We start from the raw sequence: 23,972 nt of genomic DNA, 5'->3' as shown, positions 1-23,972 counted from the left end.
CAACCATTCAGATTTTTCGTACCCGCGCGCAGGCCTGTCAGAACGTATCTTTCCACGCCCTCAAGGCAGTAAAAACCGCACTCGGAGCCCGGTTATGGGTGCCGGTCCGTTCGTCCACTTTTTCTTTAACAGATGTTTCATCGGTACGCAAAAACGGGTTTGTCAGCCTTTCCAGTGCGAGCGTGGAGGGCAATGTGATGATGCCGGCCGCGCGCATTTCAGTGACCTTGGCCAAGCGTTCGAGGGTGTGCGGGTTGCCGGGCTCGACCGCTACGGCGAAGCGCAGGTTGCTCAAGGTGTATTCGTGGGTGCAGTAGACCCGCGTGTCCTCGGGAAAGGACGCAAGGCGCGTCAGCGAGGTGTGCATTTGCTCGGGCGTGCCTTCGAAGAGGCGTCCGCAACCGGCGGCGAACAGGGTGTCACCGCAAAACAGCACGCCCCCGTGATAGAAAGCAATGTGCCCCAAGGTATGGCCAGGCACGGCGAGTACCTCGAAGTCCCAACCCAGCACGCTGATGCGATCGTTGTCCTTGAGGGCAACGTCCCGCGCCGGAATGTTTTCGCTGGCCGGCCCGTAGACCTTCGCGTCCGTCGCTTTTTTCAGCTGTTCGACGCCGCCGACGTGGTCGTGATGGTGGTGAGTGATCAGAATGTCACTCAGCACCCACCCCGGATTCGCCGCCAGCCACGCTTGCACGGGGGCGGCATCGCCGGGATCGACCACGGCGCAGCGCCGGGTTTCGGGATTTTGTAACAACCAGATGTAGTTGTCGGTGAAGGCGGGCAGGGCTGTGATCTGTATCATCGTCGGATTCGCCAAGCGGAAAACATTGGCGCATCTTAGAACTTCCTGGCGCGTTGGAGAATGCAATGACCGATAAAGCGTTCGCTCAGGCTGATCCTGACTGGCTGGCCCTGATCAGCGCGGCCCGTGAATGGCTGTCCGGCCCCCTCGGGCAATTTCTGCTGGACGAAGAGCGACGCATGCTCGAAGACGAGCTGGGCCGGTTCTTCGGCGGCTACCTGGTGCATTACGGTCCTTCGGCCGAGACACCGCCGGCGGCACCGCAAGTCCAGCGCAATGTGCGGCTCGGCGCGCCGTTGCCGGGTGTCGAAATCGTGTGTGAAGAACAGGCCTGGCCGTTGAGCGAGCATGCCGCCGATGTGGTGGTGTTGCAGCACGGCCTGGATTTCTGCCTGTCGCCCCACGGTTTACTGCGTGAAGCGGCGAGCAGCGTACGGCCTGGCGGGCACTTGCTGATTATCGGGATCAACCCCTGGAGCACCTGGGGGCTGCGTCACGTGTTCGCCCATGATGCCTTGCGCAAGGCCCGCTGCATTTCGCCTTCGAGGGTCGGCGACTGGCTTAACCTGCTGGGCTTCGCGCTGGAGAAACGTCGCTTCGGATGCTATCGTCCGCCGCTTGCGTCCCCGGCGTGGCAAGCCCGTCTGGCTGGCTGGGAGCGCAAGGCCGGTGATTGGCAACTCTCGGGCGGCGGCTTCTATTTACTGGTCGCGCGCAAGATCGTGGTGGGCCTGCGCCCGCTTCGCCAGGAACGTCGCGAACCCATGGGCAAGCTGATTCCCTTGCCAATGGCCAAGGTCAACCGGCGCAATATCGAACCGTAATACCTTTTTCAATCCCGGCCGGGTTTGCCCCGGCCTCGGGCAGCGTTGATCGCGGATCGGCGAGCCTCCGCATTTTTCTGGATAGATTGGCATGAGCGATAGCGTAGAACTCTTTACTGACGGCGCCTGCAAAGGCAATCCTGGCCCTGGCGGCTGGGGCGCTCTGCTGGTGTGCAAAGGTGTTGAAAAAGAACTCTGGGGCGGCGAAGCCAATACCACCAACAACCGCATGGAACTGATGGGCGCGATTCGCGGATTGGAAGAGCTCAAGCGTTCCTGCGACGTGCTGCTGGTGACCGACTCGCAGTACGTGATGAAAGGCATCAACGAGTGGATGGACAATTGGAAGAAGCGTGGCTGGAAAACAGCGGCGAAAGAACCGGTGAAAAACGCCGACCTGTGGAAACTGCTCGATGAGCAGGTGAATCGTCACAACGTCACGTGGAAATGGGTGCGCGGGCACATTGGGCACCACGGCAATGAACGGGCCGACCAGTTGGCCAACCGAGGCGTGGATGAAGTGCGCGGGTACAAACAGGCCTGATCGCGGCAGCGCCTACGAGGGCGTGTTCACGGCCTCAAAATGGCGTTAACATCGCCCCTTTTGCACGATTGACCCGTTGAGAGCTGAGCACTGATGGCCACCAGATCCGTTGTACTCGATACCGAAACCACCGGCATGCCGGTGACCGACGGCCACCGGATTATTGAAATCGGTTGTGTCGAGTTGATTGGTCGGCGCCTGACGGGCCGGCATTTCCACGTTTACCTGCAGCCGGACCGGGAAAGTGACGAAGGCGCCGTCGGCGTCCACGGTATCACCACCGAATTCCTGGTGGGCAAGCCGCGTTTCGCTGAAGTGGCCGATGAGTTTTTCGAATTCATCAAGGGTGCGCAGCTGATCATCCATAACGCGGCGTTCGACGTTGGTTTTATCAACAACGAATTCGCCCTGATGGGCCAGCGCGATCGGGCTGACATCACGCAACACTGCTCGATCCTCGACACCCTGATGATGGCCCGGGAACGTCACCCCGGGCAGCGCAACAGCCTCGACGCCTTGTGCAAACGTTATGGTGTCGACAACTCCGGCCGTGAACTGCACGGCGCCTTGCTCGACTCCGAGATTCTCGCCGACGTTTACCTGACCATGACCGGCGGCCAGACCAGCCTGTCGCTGGCCGGCAATGCGTCCGACGGCAATGGCTCCGGCGAAGGTGCGGACAACTCCGCCACGGAAATCCGCCGCTTGCCGGCCGATCGCCAGCTGACGCGGATCATCCGCGCCAGTGAAGATGACTTGGCGCAGCACCTGGCCCGTCTTGAAGTCATCGCTAAATCCGCTGGTGCGCCTGCGCTGTGGCAGCAACTGGTCGAAGCCGAAGCCTGACCCCTGTAGAAGCTGCCGAAGGCTACGTCAGAGCGTGCCTGCGCTCGCAATCTGGCAATTCTCATGCAATTGCTGCTCACTCGAACGCACCCTTCGGCAGCTGCTGCAGGTGTGCGCGCTGCGACATAAGGGTGCGTCCCTCGCTCGCTTGCGGGCATCGTCACTCGCCACATCCGCCTCAACCCTCTACCCTGAGCTTATTGGCAGGCCAAGGTCTGCCGCCTCAGGACACTGAGCCCCATGTATAAAGATTTGAAATTCCCGGTGTTGATCGTCCATCGCGACATCAAGGCCGACACCGTCGCCGGTGATCGCGTGCGTGGCATCGCCCGGGAGCTGGAGCAGGAAGGCTTCAGCATTGTGTCGGCGGTGGATTACACCGAAGGGCGACTGGTCGCGTCGACCCACCACGGCCTCTCGTGCATGTTGATCGCCGCTGAAGATCCCAGCGCCAACTCCCACCTGCTGCAAAACATGGCCGAGCTGATTGGCCTGGCGCGGGTGCGTGCCCCGGATCTGCCGATCTTCGCCCTCGGCGAACAAGTGACGCTGGAGAACGCTCCGGCCGATGCTATGGACGAGCTTAATCAGTTGCGCGGGATTCTTTATCTGTTCGAAGACACCGTGCCGTTTCTGGCCCGGCAGGTTGCGCGAGCCGCGCGAAAATATCTCGATGGGTTGCTGCCACCGTTTTTCAAAGCGCTGGTGCAGCACACTGCCGACTCCAATTATTCCTGGCACACCCCCGGCCACGGCGGTGGAGTTGCCTATCACAAAAGCCCGGTGGGGCAGGCGTTCCATCAGTTCTTCGGGGAAAACACCCTGCGTTCGGACTTGTCGGTGTCTGTGCCGGAACTGGGTTCGTTGCTCGATCACACCGGGCCACTGGCCGAGGCTGAGGCGCGAGCGGCACGTAACTTTGGCGCCGATCACACATTCTTCGTGATCAATGGCACCTCGACCGCCAACAAGATTGTCTGGCATTCCATGGTGGCTCGCGACGATCTGGTGCTGGTGGACCGCAACTGCCACAAGTCGGTGCTGCACTCGATCATCATGACCGGCGCGATCCCGCTGTACCTGTGTCCGGAACGTAACGAACTGGGGATCATCGGCCCGATTCCGCTGAGCGAATTCAGCCGTGGATCAATCCAGGCCAAGATCGACGCCAGCCCGTTGACCAAGGGACGCGAGCCCAAGGTTAAACTCGCGGTGGTGACCAATTCGACCTACGACGGCCTGTGCTACAACGCGGAGCTGATCAAGCAGAGTCTGGGCAACAGCGTTGAAGTGCTGCATTTCGACGAAGCCTGGTACGCCTACGCGGCGTTTCACGAGTTCTTCGCCGGACGTTACGGCATGGGCACTTCCCGCAGCGAAGACAGCCCGCTGGTGTTCACCACCCATTCCACCCACAAATTGCTGGCGGCATTCAGTCAGGCTTCGATGATTCATGTCCAGGACGGCGGCGCGCGACAACTGGATCGCGATCGTTTCAACGAAGCGTTCATGATGCACATCTCGACGTCGCCGCAGTACAGCATCATTGCTTCGCTGGACGTCGCCTCGGCGATGATGGAAGGGCCGGCCGGTCGTTCTTTGTTACAGGAAATGTTCGACGAAGCCTTGAGTTTTCGCCGGGCGCTGGCCAACCTGCGCCAACACATTGCTTCCGATGACTGGTGGTTCACCATCTGGCAGCCGCCGTCGGTGGCGGGCATTGAGCGTGTGGTGACGGAAGACTGGCTGCTACAGCCCGATGCCGACTGGCACGGCTTTGGCGGTGTGACCGACGACTATGTACTGCTTGATCCGATCAAAGTCACCCTGGTGATGCCAGGTTTGACGGCGGGCGGTGCATTGAGCGAACGCGGGATTCCGGCGGCGGTGGTCAGCAAGTTCCTGTGGGAGCGTGGGCTGGTCGTCGAGAAGACCGGTTTGTATTCATTCCTGGTGTTGTTCTCCATGGGCATCACCAAGGGTAAATGGAGCACGTTGTTGACCGAGCTACTGGAATTCAAGCGCAGTTACGACGCCAATGTCAGCCTCTCGACCTGTCTGCCGTGCGTGTCACAGCAGGACAGTGCGCGTTACAGGAACATGGGGTTGCGAGATTTGTGCGACCAACTGCACGCGTGCTATCGCAGCAACGCCACTGCCAAGCACCTCAAGCGCATGTACACCGTGCTGCCGGAAATCGCGATGAAACCGGCCGACGCCTATGATCAGTTGGTGCGTGGCGAAGTGGAGGCGGTGTCGATCGATGCACTGGAGGGGCGTATTGCCGCGGTGATGCTGGTGCCGTATCCGCCGGGAATCCCGTTGATCATGCCCGGTGAACGCTTTACCGAGTCGACCCGCTCGATCATTGATTACCTGGCGTTTGCTCGCACGTTCGACAGCAGCTTCCCTGGATTTGTCGCCGATGTGCATGGCTTGCAACACGAAGACGAGGGCAATGGGCGGCATTACACCGTCGATTGCATCAAGGAATGAGGACCTTTCCCAGCATGCAACCGGTCATGAATCCAAAATACCCAGGGCTGTCGGTGCGCGTTGCCGACGATGGTTTCGCCGCTTATATCTGGGGCAGTGATTTCAGTTTTGAAGTCGCGGCTTATGGCGCTGCCGAAATCGGCACATCGGTGGAGCAATGGCCGGTGACGCCCATCACCCCTTACCGCAAGTGCTATGGCATTGATCCCGAAGAATTCAGCAGTTTCCGCGATGCCGCCGACAGTGCGATTTTCATGGCGTATCTCGATGATGAGCCGGTGGGTCACCTGGTGATCAGCACCAACTGGAACGGCTTTGCCCATATCGACGAGTTGGCGGTGCATGCGCCGGCTCGACGCCATGGTGTGGCGAAGGCGCTGCTGGACGTGGCGCAGTTCTGGAGTCGCAAGAAAAAACTGCCGGGCATCATGCTCGAAACCCAGAACAACAATCTGGGGGCGTGTCGGCTGTATGAGCGTTGCGGTTATGTGATTGGGGGTGTCGATCATCTGCGCTATCGCGGCATCGATCCGAACACCGCCGAGATTGCGTTGTTCTGGTATCGGCTGTTCGATAACCCGCTGGAAGGCTCGATCAGCTCGCCAGCATCGCCGCGGCTTGTTCCGTGACGATATCCAGCAGAGTCTGTACGGCCGAAGCAGGCTCGCCGTTTTTCAAAGTCAGGGCGTAGACACTGATTGGCACGGCAGGTGCCAGTGGGCAGGCGTCCAGGCCCGCGGACTTGGCGCCGAGCGCCGTGAACGGATCGACAATCGCCAGGCCTTCACCGGCCTCGACCATGCTGCGCATCATCTGGTGCGTCTGCACCCGGGTGTGCACCACGGGGGCAGGGCGCAAGGCGTGCAGTTTGTTGTCGAGCGCCGGGCTCAGCGGATCGTGGCCTTCGAGGCCGACCATCGACTGGCCTGCCAGGTCCTGCAGCGAAATGTACTTCTGCTTCGGTTGCAACCAGCCATGAGGCGCAAGCAGCTGCAGTTTGCCGTGGGCAATGACCTGACAATGAATATCGGCGTGATCGGGATCGTGCAGGCTCAGGCCCAGTTCGCTTTCGCGCAGCAGCAAGCTCCTGACGATATCGCGAGTCGGTTGGCTCAGCAGGCTGCACGGGACGTCGGGGAGGCGCCGGCGCAACGCTGCGATGCTTTGGGGCAACAATTGTTGCGCCAGCGGCGGGGTGCACATGACACGGAGGGGCGGGGCATGATATTGCTTGAGACTGTTGGCCAGACGCTGGACCGGCTCAAGCGCGTCGTAAACGCGGGCGATTCCGGCCTGTAGCTCCCGCGCCTCACGCGTTGCCTGCAAGCGTCCACGCACGCTGGAAAACAGCATGAAGCCCAACTGACTCTCGGCGTCCCGCAGAATGCTTTCGACCTCTGCCACCGGCAACTGCAGCCATTCGGCCGCGGTACCCAGGTGACCGGTCTGCAGGAGCGCCTGAATCACTTCGATATGGCGTAAACGCATGCGTGAAGTCCATGTTCAGCAGGTGGGGAGTCAGTGGCTGAATCCTAACCCAAGTCCGCGCATATGACTTCTGCTCATAACGCAAGGTTATGAGGCGACGTTGGTTTCCGCCACGCCAGCGACGTAGGTGTCAGGCTCGCGAACGATGGTGACGTCCGATTGCACCAGCAAAAACTGGTTGTCGTCGAGTTTCTTTACGCGATCGCCAATGGCCAGTTTGTAAGTGGTGACAGGCACGGAGCCGGCGAGGCCGTCTGCCGACGGGGTAGATTCCTGGAACTCATGCACGGAATAGACACGACCTTCTGCGTCTCTTGCATGGAACTGACCGACGAGTACTGCTGCCATCTGCTTAGAACCTCTGGAGATAAATCACTCAATTTGCGGTTCTGTAGACCGTGGTTGGGCGAAGTAAGTTTTCCTACAGGAAAAAAATAGTCAAGTGAACGTGGGTATAGGTAGCAAACGCCATGAAACGTCAACTATAACTAGGCGTTCCTACTATCAGACAGTCGAGAATCTTCTATGAGCAACGTCTACACGATCGCCGTGCTGGTTGGCAGCTTGAGAAAGGATTCGATCAATCGCAAGGTCGCGTTGGCCCTGGCCGATCTGGCACCTGCAAACCTCACGCTGAACATCGTCGAAATCGGCGACCTCCCGCTCTACAACGAAGACATCGATGGTGCTACACCGCCGGCAGCCTACAGCACTTTCCGGCAACAAGTGAGCTCATCCGACGCAGTGCTGTTTGTCACGCCGGAATACAACCGTTCAGTACCGGCACCGTTGAAAAATGCGATCGACGTGGGTTCGCGGCCTTATGGCAAGAGCGCCTGGAGCGGCAAGCCCGGCGCGGTGATCAGCGTTTCACCGGGAGCGGTCGGTGGATTCGGCGCCAACCACCACCTGCGCCAATCCCTGGTTTTTCTCAATGTGCCCTGCATGCAGCAGCCTGAAGCCTATCTCGGCGGGGCCGGCACGGCGTTCGACGAGGCGGGCAAATTGTCCGAGTCGGTGAAGCCGTTCCTGCAAAGCTTCATCAATGCCTACGGCCAGTGGGTCGAGCAGCACAAAAAAGCCTGACCTACCCACCATTTGCAGGAGCCGGCTTGCCGGCGATGAGGCCCTTGGGATTTGCATGGGCCTCACTGCCGCCATCGCCGGCAAGCAGGCTCCTACAAGGAACCCCACGTACCCCGGTTGGAAGGCCGCTTACATCGGGGCGGGGAACTGAGTTATTTTGGCGACCCGTTGTTCACAGGTTGCTGTTGCATGCTCACCGCCTCGTTGATTTTCCTCCTGACCATCACCCTGGTGATCTGGCAACCCAAAGGCCTCGGCGTTGGCTGGAGCGCGATGTTCGGCGCGGTGCTGGCGCTGATTTTCGGGGTGGTGCATCTCAGCGACATCCCGCTGGTGTGGCAGATCATCTGGAACGCTACCGGCACCTTTGTCGCGCTGATCATCATCAGTCTATTGCTCGACGAGGCCGGGTTCTTTGCCTGGGCGGCGCTGCATGTCGCGCGTTGGGGCAGGGGCAGTGGGCGCAAGTTGTTCGCCTACATGGTGCTGCTTGGCGCGTTGGTCTCGGCGCTGTTTGCCAATGACGGCGCGGCGCTGATTCTCACGCCGATTGTGATTTCCATGCTCCTGGCATTGCGTTTTTCTCCTGCCGCGACCCTGGCGTTCGTGATGGGCGCCGGCTTCATCGCCGACACCGCGAGCCTGCCTCTGGTGGTGTCGAACCTGGTGAACATCGTTTCTGCTGACTTCTTCCACATCAGCTTCAACCGCTACGCGGCGGTGATGATCCCGGTCAATCTGGTGAGTGTCGGGGCAACGCTGACGGTGTTGATGGGGTACTTCCGGCGCGACATTCCCAAGGATTACGACCGCGAACAATTGGAAGATCCAGCCGGTGCCATCCACGACAAGGCGACTTTCTACGCCGGTTGGGCGGTTTTGCTGATCCTCTTGCTAGGCTGCTTCGCGCTTGAGCCGTTGGGCATTCCGATCAGTGCGATTTCTGCGGTGTGCGCGGCGCTATTGCTGGCCATTGCCGCCCGAGGCCACAAGATTTCCACGCGCAAGGTGATTAAAGAGGCGCCTTGGCACATCGTGATTTTCTCGTTGGGCATGTATCTGGTGGTCTACGGCCTGCGTAATGCCGGACTTACCGGTTATCTGGCGGGATGGCTCGACGGCTTTGCCGGTTACGGCATCTGGGGCGCGGCGATGGGCACCGGGGTGTTGACCGCGCTGCTGTCGTCGCTGATGAACAACCTGCCCACGGTATTGATCGGCCTGCTGTCGATCGATGCCAGCCAGGCGACCGGGGTGGTGAAGGAGGCGATGATTTACGCGAACGTCATCGGCAGTGACCTGGGGCCGAAAATCACCCCGATCGGCAGTCTGGCGACGCTGTTGTGGTTGCATGTGCTGGAGCGCAAGAACATCCGCATTGGCTGGGGGTACTATTTCAAGGTGGGGATTGTGTTGACGGTGCCGGTGTTGTTGGTGACGTTGGCGGCATTGGCGTTGCGGTTATCCATCTAAATCCGGCTTGCCCGCGATGAGGCCGGTTCAGGCACTAAATAACTAACCACTACCCGGCACATTCGGCCAAAGATCCGCCACCAGGAACAACCGCTCCGCTTCCTCCCAGTCACCCTCGGCATTCTCGGTCAACCGCACCAGCAGCTGCGCCGGCGCCAGCGGTTCCAGGTCAGTCAGCCACGTCTCCAACTGCTCCGTATTCCAGGTCTGCTCCACCGGATAATGCGCCGGCGCCAGCCAGGCATGCCGGGGCAGGGGTTGCCAAAGCCCGAATGGCCGCTGTGCGACAAAGTCTTTCCAGTCCTTTTGATGCAACCAGCTGCCACGCAAATGCAGCGGGTGCGCACCCTCCGGTGCGCGGGCACGCCCCGGCCACGGATACAGCAGATAACCGCCCAGCCACAAATGCGCGTTGAACTGCTGGATGTCCAGCGCGGCCAGCACCTCGCGGCTCTCCGGTCGTGCGGAAATCGGCAGTTGATGCTGGCTCAGGTGCGCCAGCTTTCGGTCGAGTCGATCATGGCACCCAGGTCCCAGCCACTGCGCGGTATCCTGCCCGTCGCCAATTTGCGGGCCGAGGTAAAGCTTGATCGCCAGCTCCAGATGATGCACGCCGTCACGATCACGCAGCAGCATATCCAGCTCGCCCAAGGTGTGACCCTCGCGGCGGATCGGCAGGTTCGCGGCAATCAGCTCGATGCCCGGCGCGTGACGCACGGCGTATTGCCACAGCCGTTCGTAATACAGACCCAGGCGCCGGGTCCGGGCCTGGGCCAGCCAGTGCAGCAAGTCATAACTGTCGCGATCCAGTTGCCGCAACCAGGATTCCAGCCGTTCCGGCGCCTGTACCCAGTCGCTGCCGGCCAGCGGATGACGCTGCGGCCACGGCGTGACCTCGAGCATCGGCGGCGCGAGGATGACCCACGCCAGGTCACGCACCTCGGGGTGGCGCAACTGGTGGGGTAACTGCAGCAAATCGGGAAATAGGATCATGTTGCCAGCATAGCCCTAATCATCAGCACGCCGTTGTGGCTGAAAGGATTTTGTCTATCCCGCGGTTTCGCCCATAATCGTGGTTTTCGCCGTCGCAACCGTAGAGGCACCATGGAGCAATTTCGTAATATCGGCATCATCGGTCGCCTGGGCAGTTCGCAGGTGCTGGATACCGTCCGCCGACTGAAACGGTTTCTGCTCGATCGTCACCTGCACGTGATCCTCGAAGACACCATCGCCGAAGTGCTGCCGGGTCATGGCCTGCAAACCTCGTCGCGCAAGATGCTTGGCGAAGTGTGTGACATGGTGATTGTGGTCGGGGGCGACGGCAGCCTGCTTGGCGCAGCACGCGCGCTGGCCCGGCACAATATTCCAGTGCTCGGGATCAACCGTGGCAGCCTGGGGTTCCTCACCGATATCCGTCCCGACGAGCTTGAAGTCAAAGTCGCCGAAGTGCTCGACGGCCATTACCTGGTGGAAAACCGCTTCCTGCTGCAAGCCGAAGTTCGGCGCCATGCCGAGGCCATCGGCCAGGGCGATGCCCTGAACGATGTGGTGCTGCACCCCGGCAAATCGACGCGGATGATCGAGTTTGAGCTGTACATCGACGGCCAGTTCGTCTGCAGCCAGAAGGCCGACGGCCTGATCGTCGCCACGCCGACCGGTTCGACCGCCTATGCGCTGTCCGCTGGCGGCCCGATCATGCATCCCAAGCTCGACGCTATTGTGATTGTGCCGATGTACCCCCATACCTTGTCAGGCAGGCCAATTGTGGTCGATGGCAACAGTGAGCTAAAAATCGTCGTGTCCAAGGATATGCAGATTTACCCGCAAGTCTCCTGTGACGGGCAGAACCACTTCACCTGCGCGCCGGGTGACACCATTACCATCAGCAAGAAAGCCCAGAAGCTGCGGCTGATTCACCCGCTTGACCATAACTATTATGAAGTCTGCCGAACCAAGCTCGGCTGGGGCAGCAGGTTGGGGGGTGGAGGCGACTGATGCTCGATCCCGCGCGAAGTTACGACCTGATCGGTGACGTGCACGGTTGCGCCATGACCCTTGAGCACTTGCTCGACCAGCTCGGTTATCACAAACAAGGTGGCGTCTGGCGGCATGCGTCGCGCATGGCGGTGTTCGTCGGTGACATCATCGACCGCGGCCCGCGGATTCGCGAGGCGCTGCACATCGTCCATGACATGGTCGAGGCCGGCCAGGCGTTGTGCATCATGGGCAACCATGAATTCAACGCACTCGGCTGGAGCACCCCGGCGTCTCCCGGCAGCGGCAAACAGTTCGTGCGTGAGCACACGCCGCGTCACGCGCGCCTGTTGGGTGAAACCCTGACCCAGTTCGAGGATCATCCTGGCGACTGGCATGACTTCCAGCAGTGGTTCTACGAACTGCCGCTGTTTGCCGATGCCGGACGTTTCCGCGTAGTCCACGCCTGCTGGGATTCGGGGCTGATCGAGCCGCTGCGCGCGCTGTTTCCCGACGGCTGCGTCGATGAACATTTTCTCCAGGCCTCCGCCGTGCCGGGCAGTTTTGCCAGCACCGTGTTCGACCGCTTGCTGCGTGGCACCGACATGCGTCTTCCCGACGGGTTGACCATGACCAGCGGCGATGGCCTGACGCGTTCGTTCTTCCGCACTAAATTCTGGGAAGACGATCCGCAAACCTATGGAGACATTGTGTTTCAGCCTGACGCGCTACCGGAGCCCGTGGCCCGAACGCCGCTATCGTCCATCGAGAAAAACACCTTGCTGCGCTATGGCGCCGACGAACCCCTGCTGTTCGTTGGCCACTACTGGCGCAGCGGCAAACCGGCACCGATCCGCCCGAACCTGGCCTGTCTGGATTACAGTGCGGTGCTCTACGGCAAACTGGTTGCCTACCGCCTGGACCAGGAAACCCGGCTCGATCCGCACAAATTTGTCTGGGTCGATGTTGAACGGCCGGAGGTGCTGCGATGAGCACTGTGGCTGTGTTGCGCCTGCCGCTGGCGGTTGACTTGAGCGGGTTCGTCAAACTGCTGCATCGCATGCAGGTGCCGCATCGGGTCAGCGAAGAGCTGGGCGAGCAGGTGCTGTGGGTGCCCGCCAACATCAGCGAAGACGTGCGTGTGTTGTACGAGCGTTTCCCGGCCGGTGATCCGGACGAGCAACTGGACATCCCGGTGGCGCAGACCGTCAACCGTCCCGGTTTCGTCGAGCAATTGCGCCACGCCAAGGCGACTGCGCTGGTGTTGCTGCTGAGTCTGATCGTCGGCGCGGTGACGCTGCTGGGCGAAAACCTCGACACGATGCACTGGTTCACCTTCCTCGATTTCCGCGTCGTCGGCGAGTACATCCATTTCACGCCACTGGCCGACAGCCTGGCGGCGGGGCAGTGGTGGCGTCTGGTGACGCCGATGCTGATCCACTTTGGTTTCCTGCACCTGGCCATGAACGGCATGTGGTACTGGGAACTGGGGCGACGCATCGAGTCGCGCCAAGGCAGCATCAACCTGATTGGTCTGACGCTGCTGTTCGCCCTGGTGTCCAATTACGCCCAGTATTATTTCAGCGGCCCGACCCTGTTTGGCGGGCTGTCGGGTGTGCTGTACGGCCTGCTCGGGCATTGCTGGATCTTCCAGCTCATTTCGCCGAACCGGGCCTATCGCCTGCCGCGCGGTGTGCTGGTGATGATGCTGGTGTGGCTGCTGCTGTGCCTGTCCGGGCTGGTCTCTATGATCGGTTTCGGGGAAATTGCCAACGCCGCCCATGTCGGCGGGTTGCTCGTCGGATGCTTGACCGGTTTGTTGGGTGGTTTGTACAACCGCCGTAAACTGGCCGCCTAAAGAAGTTATGCAAGTTCGGAGACCTTGATGTCCTCTTTTAACGAAATGATCAAAAACATCACCCCCGATATCTATCAGAGCCTGAAACTGGCGGTGGAAATCGGCAAATGGTCCGATGGCGGCAAGCTCACCGCCGAACAACGCGAACTGTCGCTGCAGGCGATGATCGCCTGGGAAGTCCAGAACCTGCCGGAAGAAGAGCGTACGGGCTACATGGGCCCGCAGGAATGCAGCTCGAAGTCGATCAGCGTGCCAAACATCCTGTTCAAATCGGATGCCATCCATTGATCGAGATTGGCCGCGGTGCAATCAGCAAAATGTCGGCACGCCTTGAAGGCCCTGACGTGCAGTACGCGTTTCGTCTGGGTGATGCCGAGGTGCCGGTCAACCCGTTGATCGGCAACACGGTGCGTCTGGAATACCTTGGGGCGATCCACTGCTCCCATTGCGGGCGCAAGACCAAAACCAGTTTCAGCCAGGGTTATTGCTACCCGTGCATGACCAAACTGGCGCAGTGCGACCTGTGCATCATGAGCCCGGAGCGTTGCCATTTCGACGCTGGCACCTGCCGTGAACCGGAGTGGGGCCAGACGTTCTGCATGACCGATCACATTGTGTATCTGTCGAACTCGTCCGGGGTGAAAGTCGGGATTACCCGCGCCACCCAGCTGCCGACCCGCTGGATTGACCAGGGCGCGCGTCAGGCGTTGCCGATCATGCGTGTGTCGACCCGCCAGCAGTCGGGGTTCGTCGAAGACCTGTTCCGCAGTCAGGTTGCCGACAAAACCAACTGGCGTGCTTTACTCAAGGGCGAAGCGGTTTCGGTGGACTTGGCAGCGGTTCGCGACCAGCTGTTTGAAAGCTGCGCCGAAGGCCTGCAAACCTTGCAGGAACGATTTGGCATTCAGGCCATCCAGACTATTGCCGACGTGGAACCGCTGGAAATCCGTTATCCGGTCGTGCAATACCCGGCCAAGATCGTCAGCTTCAACCTCGACAAGAACCCGATTGCCGAAGGCACGCTGCTGGGAATCAAAGGCCAGTACCTGATTTTCGACACCGGCGTGATCAATATTCGTAAGTACACGGCTTATCAACTCGCCGTGCATCAGTAAGGATTCCAGCATGCGCACCGAACAACCGAAGATGATCTATTTGAAAGACTATCAGGCGCCCGAGTACCTGATCGACGAGACGCACCTGACCTTCGAGTTGTTCGAGGACCACAGCCTGGTCCATACGCAACTGGTGATGCGCCGCAATCCTGAACGCGGGCCGGGCCTGCCGCCGCTGGTGCTCGATGGGCAGCAACTGGAGTTGTTGTCGGTCACGCTGGCCGACAGTGAGTTGAGCGATGCTGACTACCAACTGACCGAAAACCATCTGACTTTGCACCCGACCAGCACTACTTTTACGGTCGATACCAGCGTCAGGATCCACCCGGAAACCAACACTGCGCTGGAAGGCCTGTACAAATCCAGCGGTATGTTCTGCACCCAGTGCGAGGCCGAAGGCTTCCGCAAGATCACCTATTACCTCGATCGCCCGGACGTGATGAGCAAGTTCACCACCACCGTGATGGCCGAGCAGCACAGCTACCCGGTGCTGCTCTCCAACGGCAACCCGATTGCCAGCGGTCCGGGCGAAGACGGCCGTCATTGGGCGACGTGGGAAGATCCGTTCATGAAACCGGCGTACCTGTTTGCGCTGGTGGCCGGGGACCTGTGGTGTGTCGAAGACACCTTCACCACCCTGACCGAGCGCTCCGTGGCGCTGCGCATTTATGTCGAGCCGGAGAACATCGACAAGTGCCAGCACGCCATGAACAGCCTGAAGAAGTCGATGCGCTGGGATGAAGAAGTCTACGGTCGCGAGTACGACCTGGACATCTTCATGATCGTCGCGGTCAACGACTTCAACATGGGCGCGATGGAAAACAAGGGCCTCAACATCTTTAACTCCAGCGCCGTGCTGGCCCGCGCCGAAACCGCGACCGACGCCGCGCACCAGCGTGTCGAAGCGATCGTTGCCCACGAATATTTTCACAACTGGTCGGGCAACCGCGTGACCTGCCGCGACTGGTTCCAATTGTCGCTGAAGGAAGGCTTTACCGTGTACCGTGATTCGGGCTTCTCTGCCGACATGAACTCGGCCACCGTGAAGCGCATTCAGGACGTTGCGTACTTGCGCACCCACCAGTTCGCCGAAGACGCCGGCCCGATGGCCCACGCCGTGCGCCCGGACAGCTTCATCGAAATTTCCAACTTCTACACCCTGACCGTGTACGAAAAGGGCTCGGAAGTGGTCGGCATGATCCACACCCTGCTGGGCGCCGAAGGCTTCCGCAAAGGCAGCGACCTGTACTTCGACCGTCATGACGGCCAGGCCGTGACCTGCGATGACTTTATCAAAGCCATGGAAGATGCCAACGGCGTCGACCTGACCCAGTTCAAACGCTGGTACAGCCAGGCCGGCACGCCGCGTCTGGCAGTGAGCGAGTCCTACGACGCCGGCGCAAAAACCTACAGCCTGACGTTCCGCCAGAGCTGCCCGGCCACGCCGGACAAGGTTGAAAAACTGCCGTTCGTGATTCCGGTTGAATTGGGCCTGCTGGATTCCAAAGGCGCGGCAATTGCCTTGCGCCTGTCCGGCGAAGCCAGCAATCAAGGCACTTCGCGGGTGATTTCGGTCACTGAAGCGGAGCAGACCTTCACCTTCGTCGACATTGCCGAACACCCGCTGCCGTCGTTGCTGCGCGGCTTCTCGTCGCCAGTGAAACTGAGCTTCCCGTACAACCGCGACCAACTGATGTTCCTGATGCAGCACGACAGCGACGGTTTCAATCGTTGGGATGCCGGCCAGCAATTGTCGGTTCAAGTGCTGCAGGAACTGATCGCCCAGCAGCAGAAAGGCTTGCCACTGGTACTTGATCAGCGTTTGGTGTCTGCCCTGCGTACTGTGCTGTCAGACGAGACGCTGGATCAGGCGATGGTCGCTGAAATGCTTTCGCTGCCGGGCGAAGCGTATCTGACGGAAATCAGCGAAGTGGCTGACGTCGATGCCATCCACATCGCCCGCGAATTTGCCCGCAAGCAATTGGCGGACGGGTTGTTCGAGGCGTTGTGGCTGCGTTACCAGGCCAACCGCGATCTGTCGAAGAAAACCCCATACGCGGCCGAGGCCGAACACTTCGCCCGTCGTGCGTTGCAGAATATTGCGCTGTCGTACTTGATGTTGAGCGGCAAACCTGAAGTCCTGGCGGCAACGCTCGAACAGTTCGAGACCAGCGACAACATGACCGAACGCCTGACGGCGTTGGCCGTGCTGGTCAATTCGCCGTACGACGAAGATAAGGCCCGTGCGCTGGCGAGTTTCGCCGAACACTTCAAGGACAATCCGCTGGTCATGGATCAGTGGTTCAGCGTTCAGGCGGGCAGCACGCTGCCGGGTGGTCTGGCGCGTGTGCACCAGTTGATGCAGCACCCGGCGTTCAACATCAAAAACCCGAACAAGGTGCGGGCGCTGGTCGGTGCGTTTGCCGGGCAGAACCTGATCAACTTCCACGCGGCCGATGGCTCGGGGTATCGCTTCCTGGCGGATCTGGTGATCGAGCTGAACGGCTTCAATCCGCAAATCGCATCGCGCCAATTGGCGCCGCTGACGCGCTGGCGCAAGTATGACGACGCGCGTCAGGCGTTGATGAAAGGCGAGCTGGAGCGGATTCGTGCTTCGGGTCAACTGTCCAGCGACGTGTTTGAAGTGGTCAGCAAAAGCCTGGCGTGAGGCTGGCTTCGCTCCTGCAAGGTTCACCCCGAACCCTGTAGGAGCGAGCTCGCTCGCGAAAAACGCCCAGGCAAACATTCATTCAGGCAGCCCCCGTTATCGTTGACGTCCATCGCGAGCACGCTCGCTCCTACAAGTGACAGCGTACGATCAAAGAGCCAAATCACCCCACCTGATACCCCATCATTCAGACAAACCCCATCCCCCTCAGGTTAACAAAACATAACGTGGCGTCGATTGTCAGACCTTTCCAAACCCCGATAGGATAAGCCAGCTTCCGAAGGGGCTCTGGATTGCGGGTTTGAGGACTATGCTCCAAACCACTCAATCCCAGCGAGCACCCCTTACGGCGCCCTGAAAGGTTGAACGACCTAACAATAATAATGGGGGAAGGTCTATGAGTGAGCCTGTCATGGGTGTGGGTACCTGCCGCCCGCCGGCATTGCGCAAATTCGCGTTGCTGGCCACAGCGCTCTCGCTGTTGGGCTGTGCCGTGTTGTCGGCACCTGTGCTGGCCGCTGCGGCGCCGGCATCCGACGTTGTTTATGCGGTTGAATCCGCCAAGGCCAGCAAAAGCCTGATGCTCGACGTCGTGCACGCCGGCAAGCGCCTGGTGGCGGTCGGTGATCGCGGGCACATTCTGTATTCCGATGACCAGGGCGTGACCTGGACTCAGGCCAAGGTGCCGACCCGGCAATTGCTGACATCCGTCTCTTTTGTCGATGACAAACACGGCTGGGCGGTCGGCCATGACGCACAAATTCTCGCCAGCGAGGACGGCGGGGTCACCTGGACCAAACAATTCGAAGACCTCAAACGAGAAGCGCCGCTGCTCGACGTCTGGTTCAAGGACGTCAACAGCGGTTTTGCCGTGGGCGCTTACGGCGCATTGCTGGTCACCACCGACGGTGGCAAGACCTGGGACGATGCCAGCGATCGCCTGGACAACGAAGACCAGTACCACCTCAATGGCATTGCAGCGGTCAAGGACGCCGGCCTGTTTATCGTCGGCGAGCAGGGCAGCATGTTTCGTTCTGCAGACTGGGGCCAGACCTGGGAAAAGCTTGAAGGCCCTTACCAGGGCTCATTGTTTGGCGTGATCGGCACCGCTCAAGCCAACACGCTGCTGGCTTACGGTTTGCGTGGCAATCTGTTCCGCTCCACCGATTTCGGCAGCACCTGGGAGCCGGTCGAGCTGCAAGCGACTCGTGGCGCACTGGAGTTCGGCCTGTCCGGCGCTACGCTGCTCGATGACGGTTCCATCGTGATCGTCGGTAATGGTGGCAGCGTGATCCGCAGCAACGACAACGGCGAAACCTTCAGTGTGTTCAACCGTCCGGATCGCATTTCCGTGTCGGCAGTGACAGCAGCGGGCAACGGCAATCTGATTCTGGCAGGACAGGGCGGCGTTCGCGCTACTTCGCCAACCGGCTCAGAGCTGGGCAAATAATAAGAAGGGCGGAGCTATGACATCCATGACAAGTCATCACCAGGACAAGGCGACGTTTCTTGAACGCCTGATTTTCAACAACCGCCCGGCAGTGATCGTGATCTGCCTGCTGGTCAGCATTTTCCTGTTCTGGCAGGCGACGCTGATCCGGCCGTCCACCAGTTTCGAAAAAATGATCCCGCTCGAGCATCCATTCATTCAAAAAATGATGGAGCATCGCAACGATCTGGCAAACCTGGGCAACACCGTGCGGATCTCGGTGGAAGCTACCGACGGCGACATCTTCTCCAAGGAATACATGGAGACCCTGCGCCAGATCAACGACGAGGTGTTCTACATCTCCGGCGTCGACCGTTCCGGGCTCAAGTCCCTGTGGAGTCCGAGCGTACGCTGGACCGAGGTGACGGAAGAGGGCTTCGCCGGCGGCGAAGTGATTCCGCAGAGCTACAACGGCTCCCAGCAAAGCCTGGATCTGCTGCGCAACAACGTGCTCAAGTCCGGGCAGGTCGGGCGCCTGGTGGCCAACGATTTCAAGTCGAGCATCGTCGATATTCCGTTGCTGGAGTCCTACCCGGACCCGCAGGACCAAGGCAAGTTGCTGGCCCTGGACTACCGCAAGTTCTCCCACGAACTGGAAGATAAAATCCGCGACAAGTTTGAAAAACAGAACCCCAACGTGCAGATCCACATTGTCGGTTTCGCCAAGAAAGTCGGCGACCTGATCGATGGCCTGGTGATGGTGGTGATGTTCTTCGGTATCGCCTTCGTCATCACCTTGATCCTGCTGTACTGGTTTACCAACTGCATGCGCAGCACCGTGGCGGTCTTGAGCACAACGCTGGTGGCGGTGGTCTGGCAACTTGGGCTGATGCACTTCTTTGGCTTCGGGCTGGATCCGTATTCGATGCTGGTGCCGTTCCTGATCTTCGCCATCGGTATTTCCCACGGTGTCCAAAAGATAAACGGCATCGCGTTGCAATCGAGTGAGGCCGACAACGCGTTGACCGCTGCGCGACGCACCTTCCGCCAGTTGTTCCTGCCGGGGATGATCGCGATCCTGGCGGATGCCGTGGGCTTCATCACGCTGCTGATCATCGACATCGGCGTCATTCGCGAACTGGCCATCGGCGCGTCCATCGGTGTGGCGGTGATCGTGTTCACCAACCTGATCCTGTTGCCGGTGGCGATTTCCTACGTCGGTATCAGCAAGCGCGCCGTCGAACGCAGCAAGAAAGATGCGCACCGCGAACACCCGTTCTGGCGCCTGCTGTCGAACTTTGCCAGCCCGAAAGTTGCACCGGTGTCGATCGTGTTGGCCCTGTTGGCCTTCGGTGGCGGTCTCTGGTACAGCCAGAACCTGAAAATCGGCGACCTTGACCAGGGTGCGCCAGAGCTGCGTCCGGATTCGCGTTACAACAAGGACAACAACTTCATCATCAGCAATTACTCCACCAGTTCCGACGTGTTGGTGGTGATGGTCAAAACCAAGGCTGAAGGCTGTTCACGCTACGAAGCCATGGCGCCGATCGACGAACTGATGTGGAAGATGCAGAACACCGAGGGCGTGCAGTCGGCGATCTCGTTGGTGACCGTGTCCAAGCAGATGATCAAGGGCATGAACGAGGGCAACCTGAAATGGGAAACCCTGTCGCGCAACCCGGACGTGCTGAACAACTCCATCGCTCGGGCTGACGGCCTCTACAACAACAGTTGCTCCCTGGCGCCGGTGCTGGTGTTCCTCAATGATCACAAGGCCGCAACGCTGGATCGCGCCGTGCATGCGGTGCAGGACTTCGCCAAGGAGAACAACAAGGACGGTCTGGAATTCATCCTCGCCGCCGGTAACGCCGGTATCGAGGCGGCCACCAACGAGGTGATCAAGGAATCCGAGCTGACGATCCTGATCCTCGTCTACATCTGCGTCGCGACCATGTGCATGATCACCTTCCGTTCCTGGGCGGCGACCTTGTGCATCGTGCTCCCGCTGGTGCTGACCTCGGTACTCGGTAACGCCCTGATGGCGTTCATGGGGATCGGTGTGAAAGTCGCAACCTTGCCGGTGGTGGCGCTGGGTGTGGGGATTGGCGTGGACTACGGCATCTACATCTACAGCCGTCTGGAAAGTTTCCTGCGCGCAGGGCTGCCGTTGCAGGAAGCTTATTACCAGACGCTGAGATCCACCGGTAAAGCGGTGCTGTTCACCGGCCTGTGCCTGGCGATCGGCGTGTGCACCTGGATTTTCTCGGCCATCAAGTTCCAGGCCGACATGGGCCTGATGCTGACCTTCATGCTGCTCTGGAACATGTTCGGCGCGCTGTGGCTGTTACCGGCGCTGGCACGGTTCCTGATCAAACCGGAGAAACTCGCGGGACAGAAGGGCAATTCGCTGTTTGCTCACTGATCCAGGCAGAAACTAAAAAGCCGCAACCCAGGTTGCGGCTTTTTTTTATCTCTGGATTGACACTGAACCTATGTGGGAGCGGGCTTGCTCCCACATTTGATCTTTGTCGGTCAGAGGGGATCGGTTCCGAGCACCACATTCAGCGCACTGCGCGCATCATCCAGCTGCACCAGCGTCGCATGCCTTGCGCCCAGCGCATCGCGATTCTCGATGGCGGTGAGGATTGCTTTGTGTCGCGGCAATGCCAGTTCATGCAGGTTCGGCCGCTGGTTGGAGTGCTTCAACGCTTCGGCAATCGCAACTGACAGCATGTTGCACAGGTTCGCCAACAGATCGTTGTGGGTGGCGTCGGCGATGCGGCTGTGGAAATCCAGGTCCGGTTGCAGGAGGGCTTCCGGGGTCGGCGCGGTTTCCATGCGTTGGTAGGCTTCACCAATGGAGGCAATGTCGGCGTCTGTGGCGAACTGCGCCGCCAGGGCCGCCGCTGCCGGCTCGATGATGCTGCGCACGCTGGTCAGCAGGTCGAAGAATTGATTTTGCGGGCTGCTTTGCATCAGCCAGTGCAGCACATCCGGGTCGAGCATGTGCCATTCCTTGCGCTGCTTGACCACCGTGCCGACGCGCGGGCGGGAATACACCAGGCCTTTGGCAACCAACACACGCGTGGCTTCACGCAGCACCGGCCGACTGACCGCGTATTCTTCGCACAACAGGGCCTCGGCGGGCAGCTTGTCGTCCGGCTTGAAGCGTCCCGAAACGATCTGCATCCCGAGTTCCTGGACGATGCGCGAATGCATGCTTTTGCGGTCGGAGGGTTTGCGGTAATCCATGGGGAACGGCGCGATCCTGAGCGATGGAGATGCCGCGCATCATAGCAGGCGCGGCGCAACCTTGAGGTACATGCAAAGCAAATGTGGGAGCGGGCTTGCTCGCGAAGGCGGTGTGTCAGTCAACAAAGAAAGTGACTGACGTATCGCCTTCGCGAGCAAGCCCGCTCCCACATTAGATTGATGGGGTTAGTGAGAGTGGCGCGGCACTTCGGAGCCTCGGCAGCCGACCAGAAAGTCGAAATCGCAGCCCTGATCCGCTTGCAGCACGTGATCGATGTACAGCTGGCGATAGCCGCCAACGATCAGGTTCTGCGGCGGTTTCAAGTCGGCCATGCGCGCGGCCAGTTCGGCATCCGGGATGTCCAGGTGCAAACGCCCATTCGCGCAATCCAGCTCGATCCAGTCGCCTTCTTTCACCGTCGCCAAAGGCCCGCCGGCGGCCGCTTCCGGGGCAACATGCAAAACCACCGTGCCGTACGCCGTGCCGCTCATGCGCGCATCGGAAATCCGCACCATGTCGGTCACGCCTTGCGCCAACAGTTTCGCCGGCAAGCCCATGTTGCCAACCTCGGCCATGCCCGGATAACCCTTCGGCCCGCAGTTTTTCATCACCAGAATCGAATTCGCATCCACGTCCAGCTCGGGATCGTTGATCCGCGCCTTGTACATGTCGAAGTTCTCGAACACCACCGCACGCCCGCGATGCTGCATCAGTTCGGCGGTGGCGGCGGACGGTTTGAGCACCGCACCGAGCGGCGCCAGGTTGCCGCGCAACACACAGATCCCGCCGTCGGCGCGGATCGGGTTATCGAGGGTGCGGATGACTTCGTCCTGGCCGTAGATCGGCGCGTCTTTGGTGTTCTCGCCGAGCGTCTTGCCGTTGACGGTCAAGGCGTTCGGGTTAGGGATCAGGTTGGCTTCGCCGAGGCGACGCAATACTGCCGGCAGGCCGCCGGCGTAGTAGAACTCTTCCATCAGGAAGCGCCCGGACGGTTGCAGGTCGACGATGGTCGGCATGCCACGACCGATGCGGGTCCAGTCGTCCAGGTCGAGCTCGACGCCGATACGCCCGGCGATGGCTTTCAAATGAATCACCGCGTTGGTCGAACCGCCAATGGCCGCGTTCACCCGAATCGCATTTTCAAAGGCTTCTTTGGTGAGGATCTTCGACAGGCGCAGGTCTTCGCGAACCATTTCCACCGCACGCATGCCAGACATGTGCGCCAGCACATAACGCCGTGCGTCCACTGCCGGAATCGCCGCGTTGTGGGGCAGGGACGTGCCGAGCGCTTCAGCCATGCAGGCCATGGTCGACGCGGTGCCCATGGTGTTGCAGGTGCCGGCCGAGCGGGACATGCCGCCCTCGGCCGCGAGGAAGTCATCGATAGTGATCGTGCCGGCTTTGACCTGTTCGCTGAGCTGCCAGACCACCGTGCCCGAGCCGATGTCCTGGCCCTTGTGTTTGCCATTGAGCATCGGGCCGCCGGTCACCACGATCGCCGGCACGTCGCAACTGGCGGCACCCATCAGCAAGGCCGGAGTGGTTTTGTCGCAGCCGGTCAGCAGCACCACGCCGTCGATTGGGTTGCCCCGAATGGCTTCTTCGACGTCCATGCTCGTCAGGTTGCGGGTGAACATGGCGGTGGGGCGCAGGTTCGATTCGCCGTTGGAGAACACCGGGAATTCAACCGGGAAACCACCGGCTTCGATCACACCGCGCTTGACGTGATCCGCAATCTGGCGGAAATGCGCGTTGCACGGGGTCAGTTCCGACCAGGTGTTGCAGATACCGATGATCGGTTTGCCGTGGAACTGGTGGTCGGCGATGCCCTGATTCTTCATCCAGCTGCGGTACATGAAGCCGTTCTTGTCGGCCGTGCCAAACCATTGGGCGGAGCGCAGGGTGGGTTTCTTATCAGACATGATCGATTCTCTTATTGTATGACTATATTGTTCGAGCTGACGCTTAACATAAGCGCAAAATCGCCGCTTTGGAAGTGTTGCCCGATTAAATAGTATTACTATATAGTCGGTGCGAGTGGAGGGATGGCCCTGGCAGATATTCCGCGAGAGGCGTCCCCCGAGGTTCTATAACAACAACAATCGGAGACCGA

The 23,972-nt window shown here is 60.1% G+C and carries 21 protein-coding genes; 15 read left to right on the top strand and 6 right to left on the bottom strand.

Translation table 11 applies throughout. From position 1 onward, the window contains the following. Window positions 1–37: 37 nt before the first annotated feature. Window positions 38–805, bottom strand: a complete 768-nt coding sequence (gene gloB, locus ACYZT4_RS08120; protein WP_461986777.1) for a hydroxyacylglutathione hydrolase — start codon at window positions 803–805, stop codon at window positions 38–40. Window positions 806–870: 65 nt separating this feature from the next. Here gloB and ACYZT4_RS08115 point away from each other — a divergent pair, with 65 nt between their 5' ends. From ACYZT4_RS08115 to ACYZT4_RS08095, 5 genes are all read left to right on the top strand, one after another. Next, entirely contained in the window at window positions 871–1,629 is a 759-nt protein-coding gene (locus ACYZT4_RS08115; protein WP_461986775.1) for a methyltransferase domain-containing protein, read from the top strand. A gap of 91 nt (window positions 1,630–1,720) precedes the next feature. Further along, window positions 1,721–2,173, top strand: coding sequence for a ribonuclease HI (rnhA, locus tag ACYZT4_RS08110; protein WP_008028618.1), 453 nt, complete (start codon window positions 1,721–1,723; stop codon window positions 2,171–2,173). A 93-nt stretch (window positions 2,174–2,266) separates the two neighbouring features. Next, a complete protein-coding gene (gene dnaQ / locus ACYZT4_RS08105; RefSeq protein ID WP_461986773.1) occupies window positions 2,267–3,019 on the top strand; it encodes a DNA polymerase III subunit epsilon in 753 nt (250 codons plus the stop codon). 240 nt (window positions 3,020–3,259) lie between these two features. After that, window positions 3,260–5,515 carry an Orn/Lys/Arg family decarboxylase gene (locus tag ACYZT4_RS08100; protein WP_461986772.1) on the top strand — a complete coding sequence of 752 codons (2,256 nt, stop codon included), beginning with the start codon at window positions 3,260–3,262 and terminating at the stop codon, window positions 5,513–5,515. Between the two features lie 14 nt (window positions 5,516–5,529). Continuing rightward, on the top strand, window positions 5,530–6,144 hold the full coding sequence (locus ACYZT4_RS08095; protein ID WP_461986770.1) for a GNAT family N-acetyltransferase: 615 nt from the start codon (window positions 5,530–5,532) through the stop codon (window positions 6,142–6,144). Here the strand turns inward: ACYZT4_RS08095 and ACYZT4_RS08090 are convergent. Continuing rightward, window positions 6,110–7,003 carry a LysR family transcriptional regulator gene (locus tag ACYZT4_RS08090; RefSeq protein ID WP_461986768.1) on the bottom strand — a complete coding sequence of 298 codons (894 nt, stop codon included), beginning with the start codon at window positions 7,001–7,003 and terminating at the stop codon, window positions 6,110–6,112. The two genes, ACYZT4_RS08095 and ACYZT4_RS08090, sit on opposite strands and share 35 nt — an antisense overlap. A gap of 87 nt (window positions 7,004–7,090) precedes the next feature. Then, complete coding sequence (locus tag ACYZT4_RS08085; RefSeq protein ID WP_461986766.1) at window positions 7,091–7,351, bottom strand: hypothetical protein; 261 nt, start codon at window positions 7,349–7,351, stop codon at window positions 7,091–7,093. A gap of 177 nt (window positions 7,352–7,528) precedes the next feature. Between ACYZT4_RS08085 and ACYZT4_RS08080 the strand changes: the two genes are divergently transcribed. Next, window positions 7,529–8,089, top strand: coding sequence for an NADPH-dependent FMN reductase (locus ACYZT4_RS08080; RefSeq protein WP_461986764.1), 561 nt, complete (start codon window positions 7,529–7,531; stop codon window positions 8,087–8,089). A gap of 189 nt (window positions 8,090–8,278) precedes the next feature. Then, complete coding sequence (locus ACYZT4_RS08075) at window positions 8,279–9,562, top strand: arsenic transporter (protein ID WP_461986762.1); 1,284 nt, start codon at window positions 8,279–8,281, stop codon at window positions 9,560–9,562. Window positions 9,563–9,604: 42 nt separating this feature from the next. Here the strand turns inward: ACYZT4_RS08075 and ACYZT4_RS08070 are convergent, their stop codons facing one another. Further along, window positions 9,605–10,555, bottom strand: a complete 951-nt coding sequence (locus tag ACYZT4_RS08070; RefSeq protein WP_461986760.1) for a DUF1853 family protein — start codon at window positions 10,553–10,555, stop codon at window positions 9,605–9,607. A 111-nt stretch (window positions 10,556–10,666) separates the two neighbouring features. Between ACYZT4_RS08070 and ACYZT4_RS08065 the strand changes: the two genes are divergently transcribed. The 8 genes from ACYZT4_RS08065 (at window position 10,667) to ACYZT4_RS08030 (ending at window position 21,028) form a co-directional block, all read left to right on the top strand. Continuing rightward, window positions 10,667–11,557: an NAD(+) kinase gene (locus tag ACYZT4_RS08065; protein ID WP_010459816.1), complete on the top strand. Its 891-nt coding sequence runs from the start codon at window positions 10,667–10,669 to the stop codon at window positions 11,555–11,557. Further along, a complete protein-coding gene (locus ACYZT4_RS08060) occupies window positions 11,554–12,528 on the top strand; it encodes a metallophosphoesterase (protein WP_461988597.1) in 975 nt (324 codons plus the stop codon). The genes ACYZT4_RS08065 and ACYZT4_RS08060 overlap by 4 nt, the downstream gene beginning before the upstream one ends. Beyond that, window positions 12,525–13,394, top strand: coding sequence for a rhomboid family intramembrane serine protease (locus ACYZT4_RS08055; protein WP_461986758.1), 870 nt, complete (start codon window positions 12,525–12,527; stop codon window positions 13,392–13,394). Before ACYZT4_RS08060 ends, ACYZT4_RS08055 begins: the two co-directional genes overlap by 4 nt. Before the next feature lie 27 nt (window positions 13,395–13,421). Further along, complete coding sequence (locus ACYZT4_RS08050; RefSeq protein WP_157712939.1) at window positions 13,422–13,682, top strand: YeaC family protein; 261 nt, start codon at window positions 13,422–13,424, stop codon at window positions 13,680–13,682. Then, window positions 13,679–14,509: a DUF2797 domain-containing protein gene (locus ACYZT4_RS08045; RefSeq protein WP_461986756.1), complete on the top strand. Its 831-nt coding sequence runs from the start codon at window positions 13,679–13,681 to the stop codon at window positions 14,507–14,509. Before ACYZT4_RS08050 ends, ACYZT4_RS08045 begins: the two co-directional genes overlap by 4 nt. A 10-nt stretch (window positions 14,510–14,519) precedes the next feature. Then, a complete protein-coding gene (pepN, locus tag ACYZT4_RS08040; RefSeq protein WP_461986754.1) occupies window positions 14,520–17,177 on the top strand; it encodes an aminopeptidase N in 2,658 nt (885 codons plus the stop codon). Window positions 17,178–17,574: 397 nt separating this feature from the next. Continuing rightward, the gene (locus tag ACYZT4_RS08035; protein WP_461986752.1) at window positions 17,575–18,627 is read left to right on the top strand and encodes a WD40/YVTN/BNR-like repeat-containing protein; all 1,053 of its coding nucleotides are present in this window, start codon (window positions 17,575–17,577) and stop codon (window positions 18,625–18,627) included. Window positions 18,628–18,652: 25 nt separating this feature from the next. Next, window positions 18,653–21,028: an efflux RND transporter permease subunit gene (locus ACYZT4_RS08030; RefSeq protein WP_461986751.1), complete on the top strand. Its 2,376-nt coding sequence runs from the start codon at window positions 18,653–18,655 to the stop codon at window positions 21,026–21,028. A 110-nt stretch (window positions 21,029–21,138) separates the two neighbouring features. Here the strand turns inward: ACYZT4_RS08030 and ACYZT4_RS08025 are convergent, their stop codons facing one another. Both ACYZT4_RS08025 and ACYZT4_RS08020 read right to left on the bottom strand, forming a co-directional pair. Further along, complete coding sequence (locus ACYZT4_RS08025) at window positions 21,139–21,858, bottom strand: FadR/GntR family transcriptional regulator (RefSeq protein ID WP_461986749.1); 720 nt, start codon at window positions 21,856–21,858, stop codon at window positions 21,139–21,141. Window positions 21,859–22,044: 186 nt separating this feature from the next. Next, entirely contained in the window at window positions 22,045–23,781 is a 1,737-nt protein-coding gene (locus ACYZT4_RS08020; RefSeq protein ID WP_461986748.1) for an IlvD/Edd family dehydratase, read from the bottom strand. Between the last annotated feature and the right edge of the window lie 191 nt (window positions 23,782–23,972).

Source organism: Pseudomonas sp. GB2N2, assembly GCF_054897705.1.
This window is presented reverse-complemented; position numbering and strand designations above follow the sequence as displayed.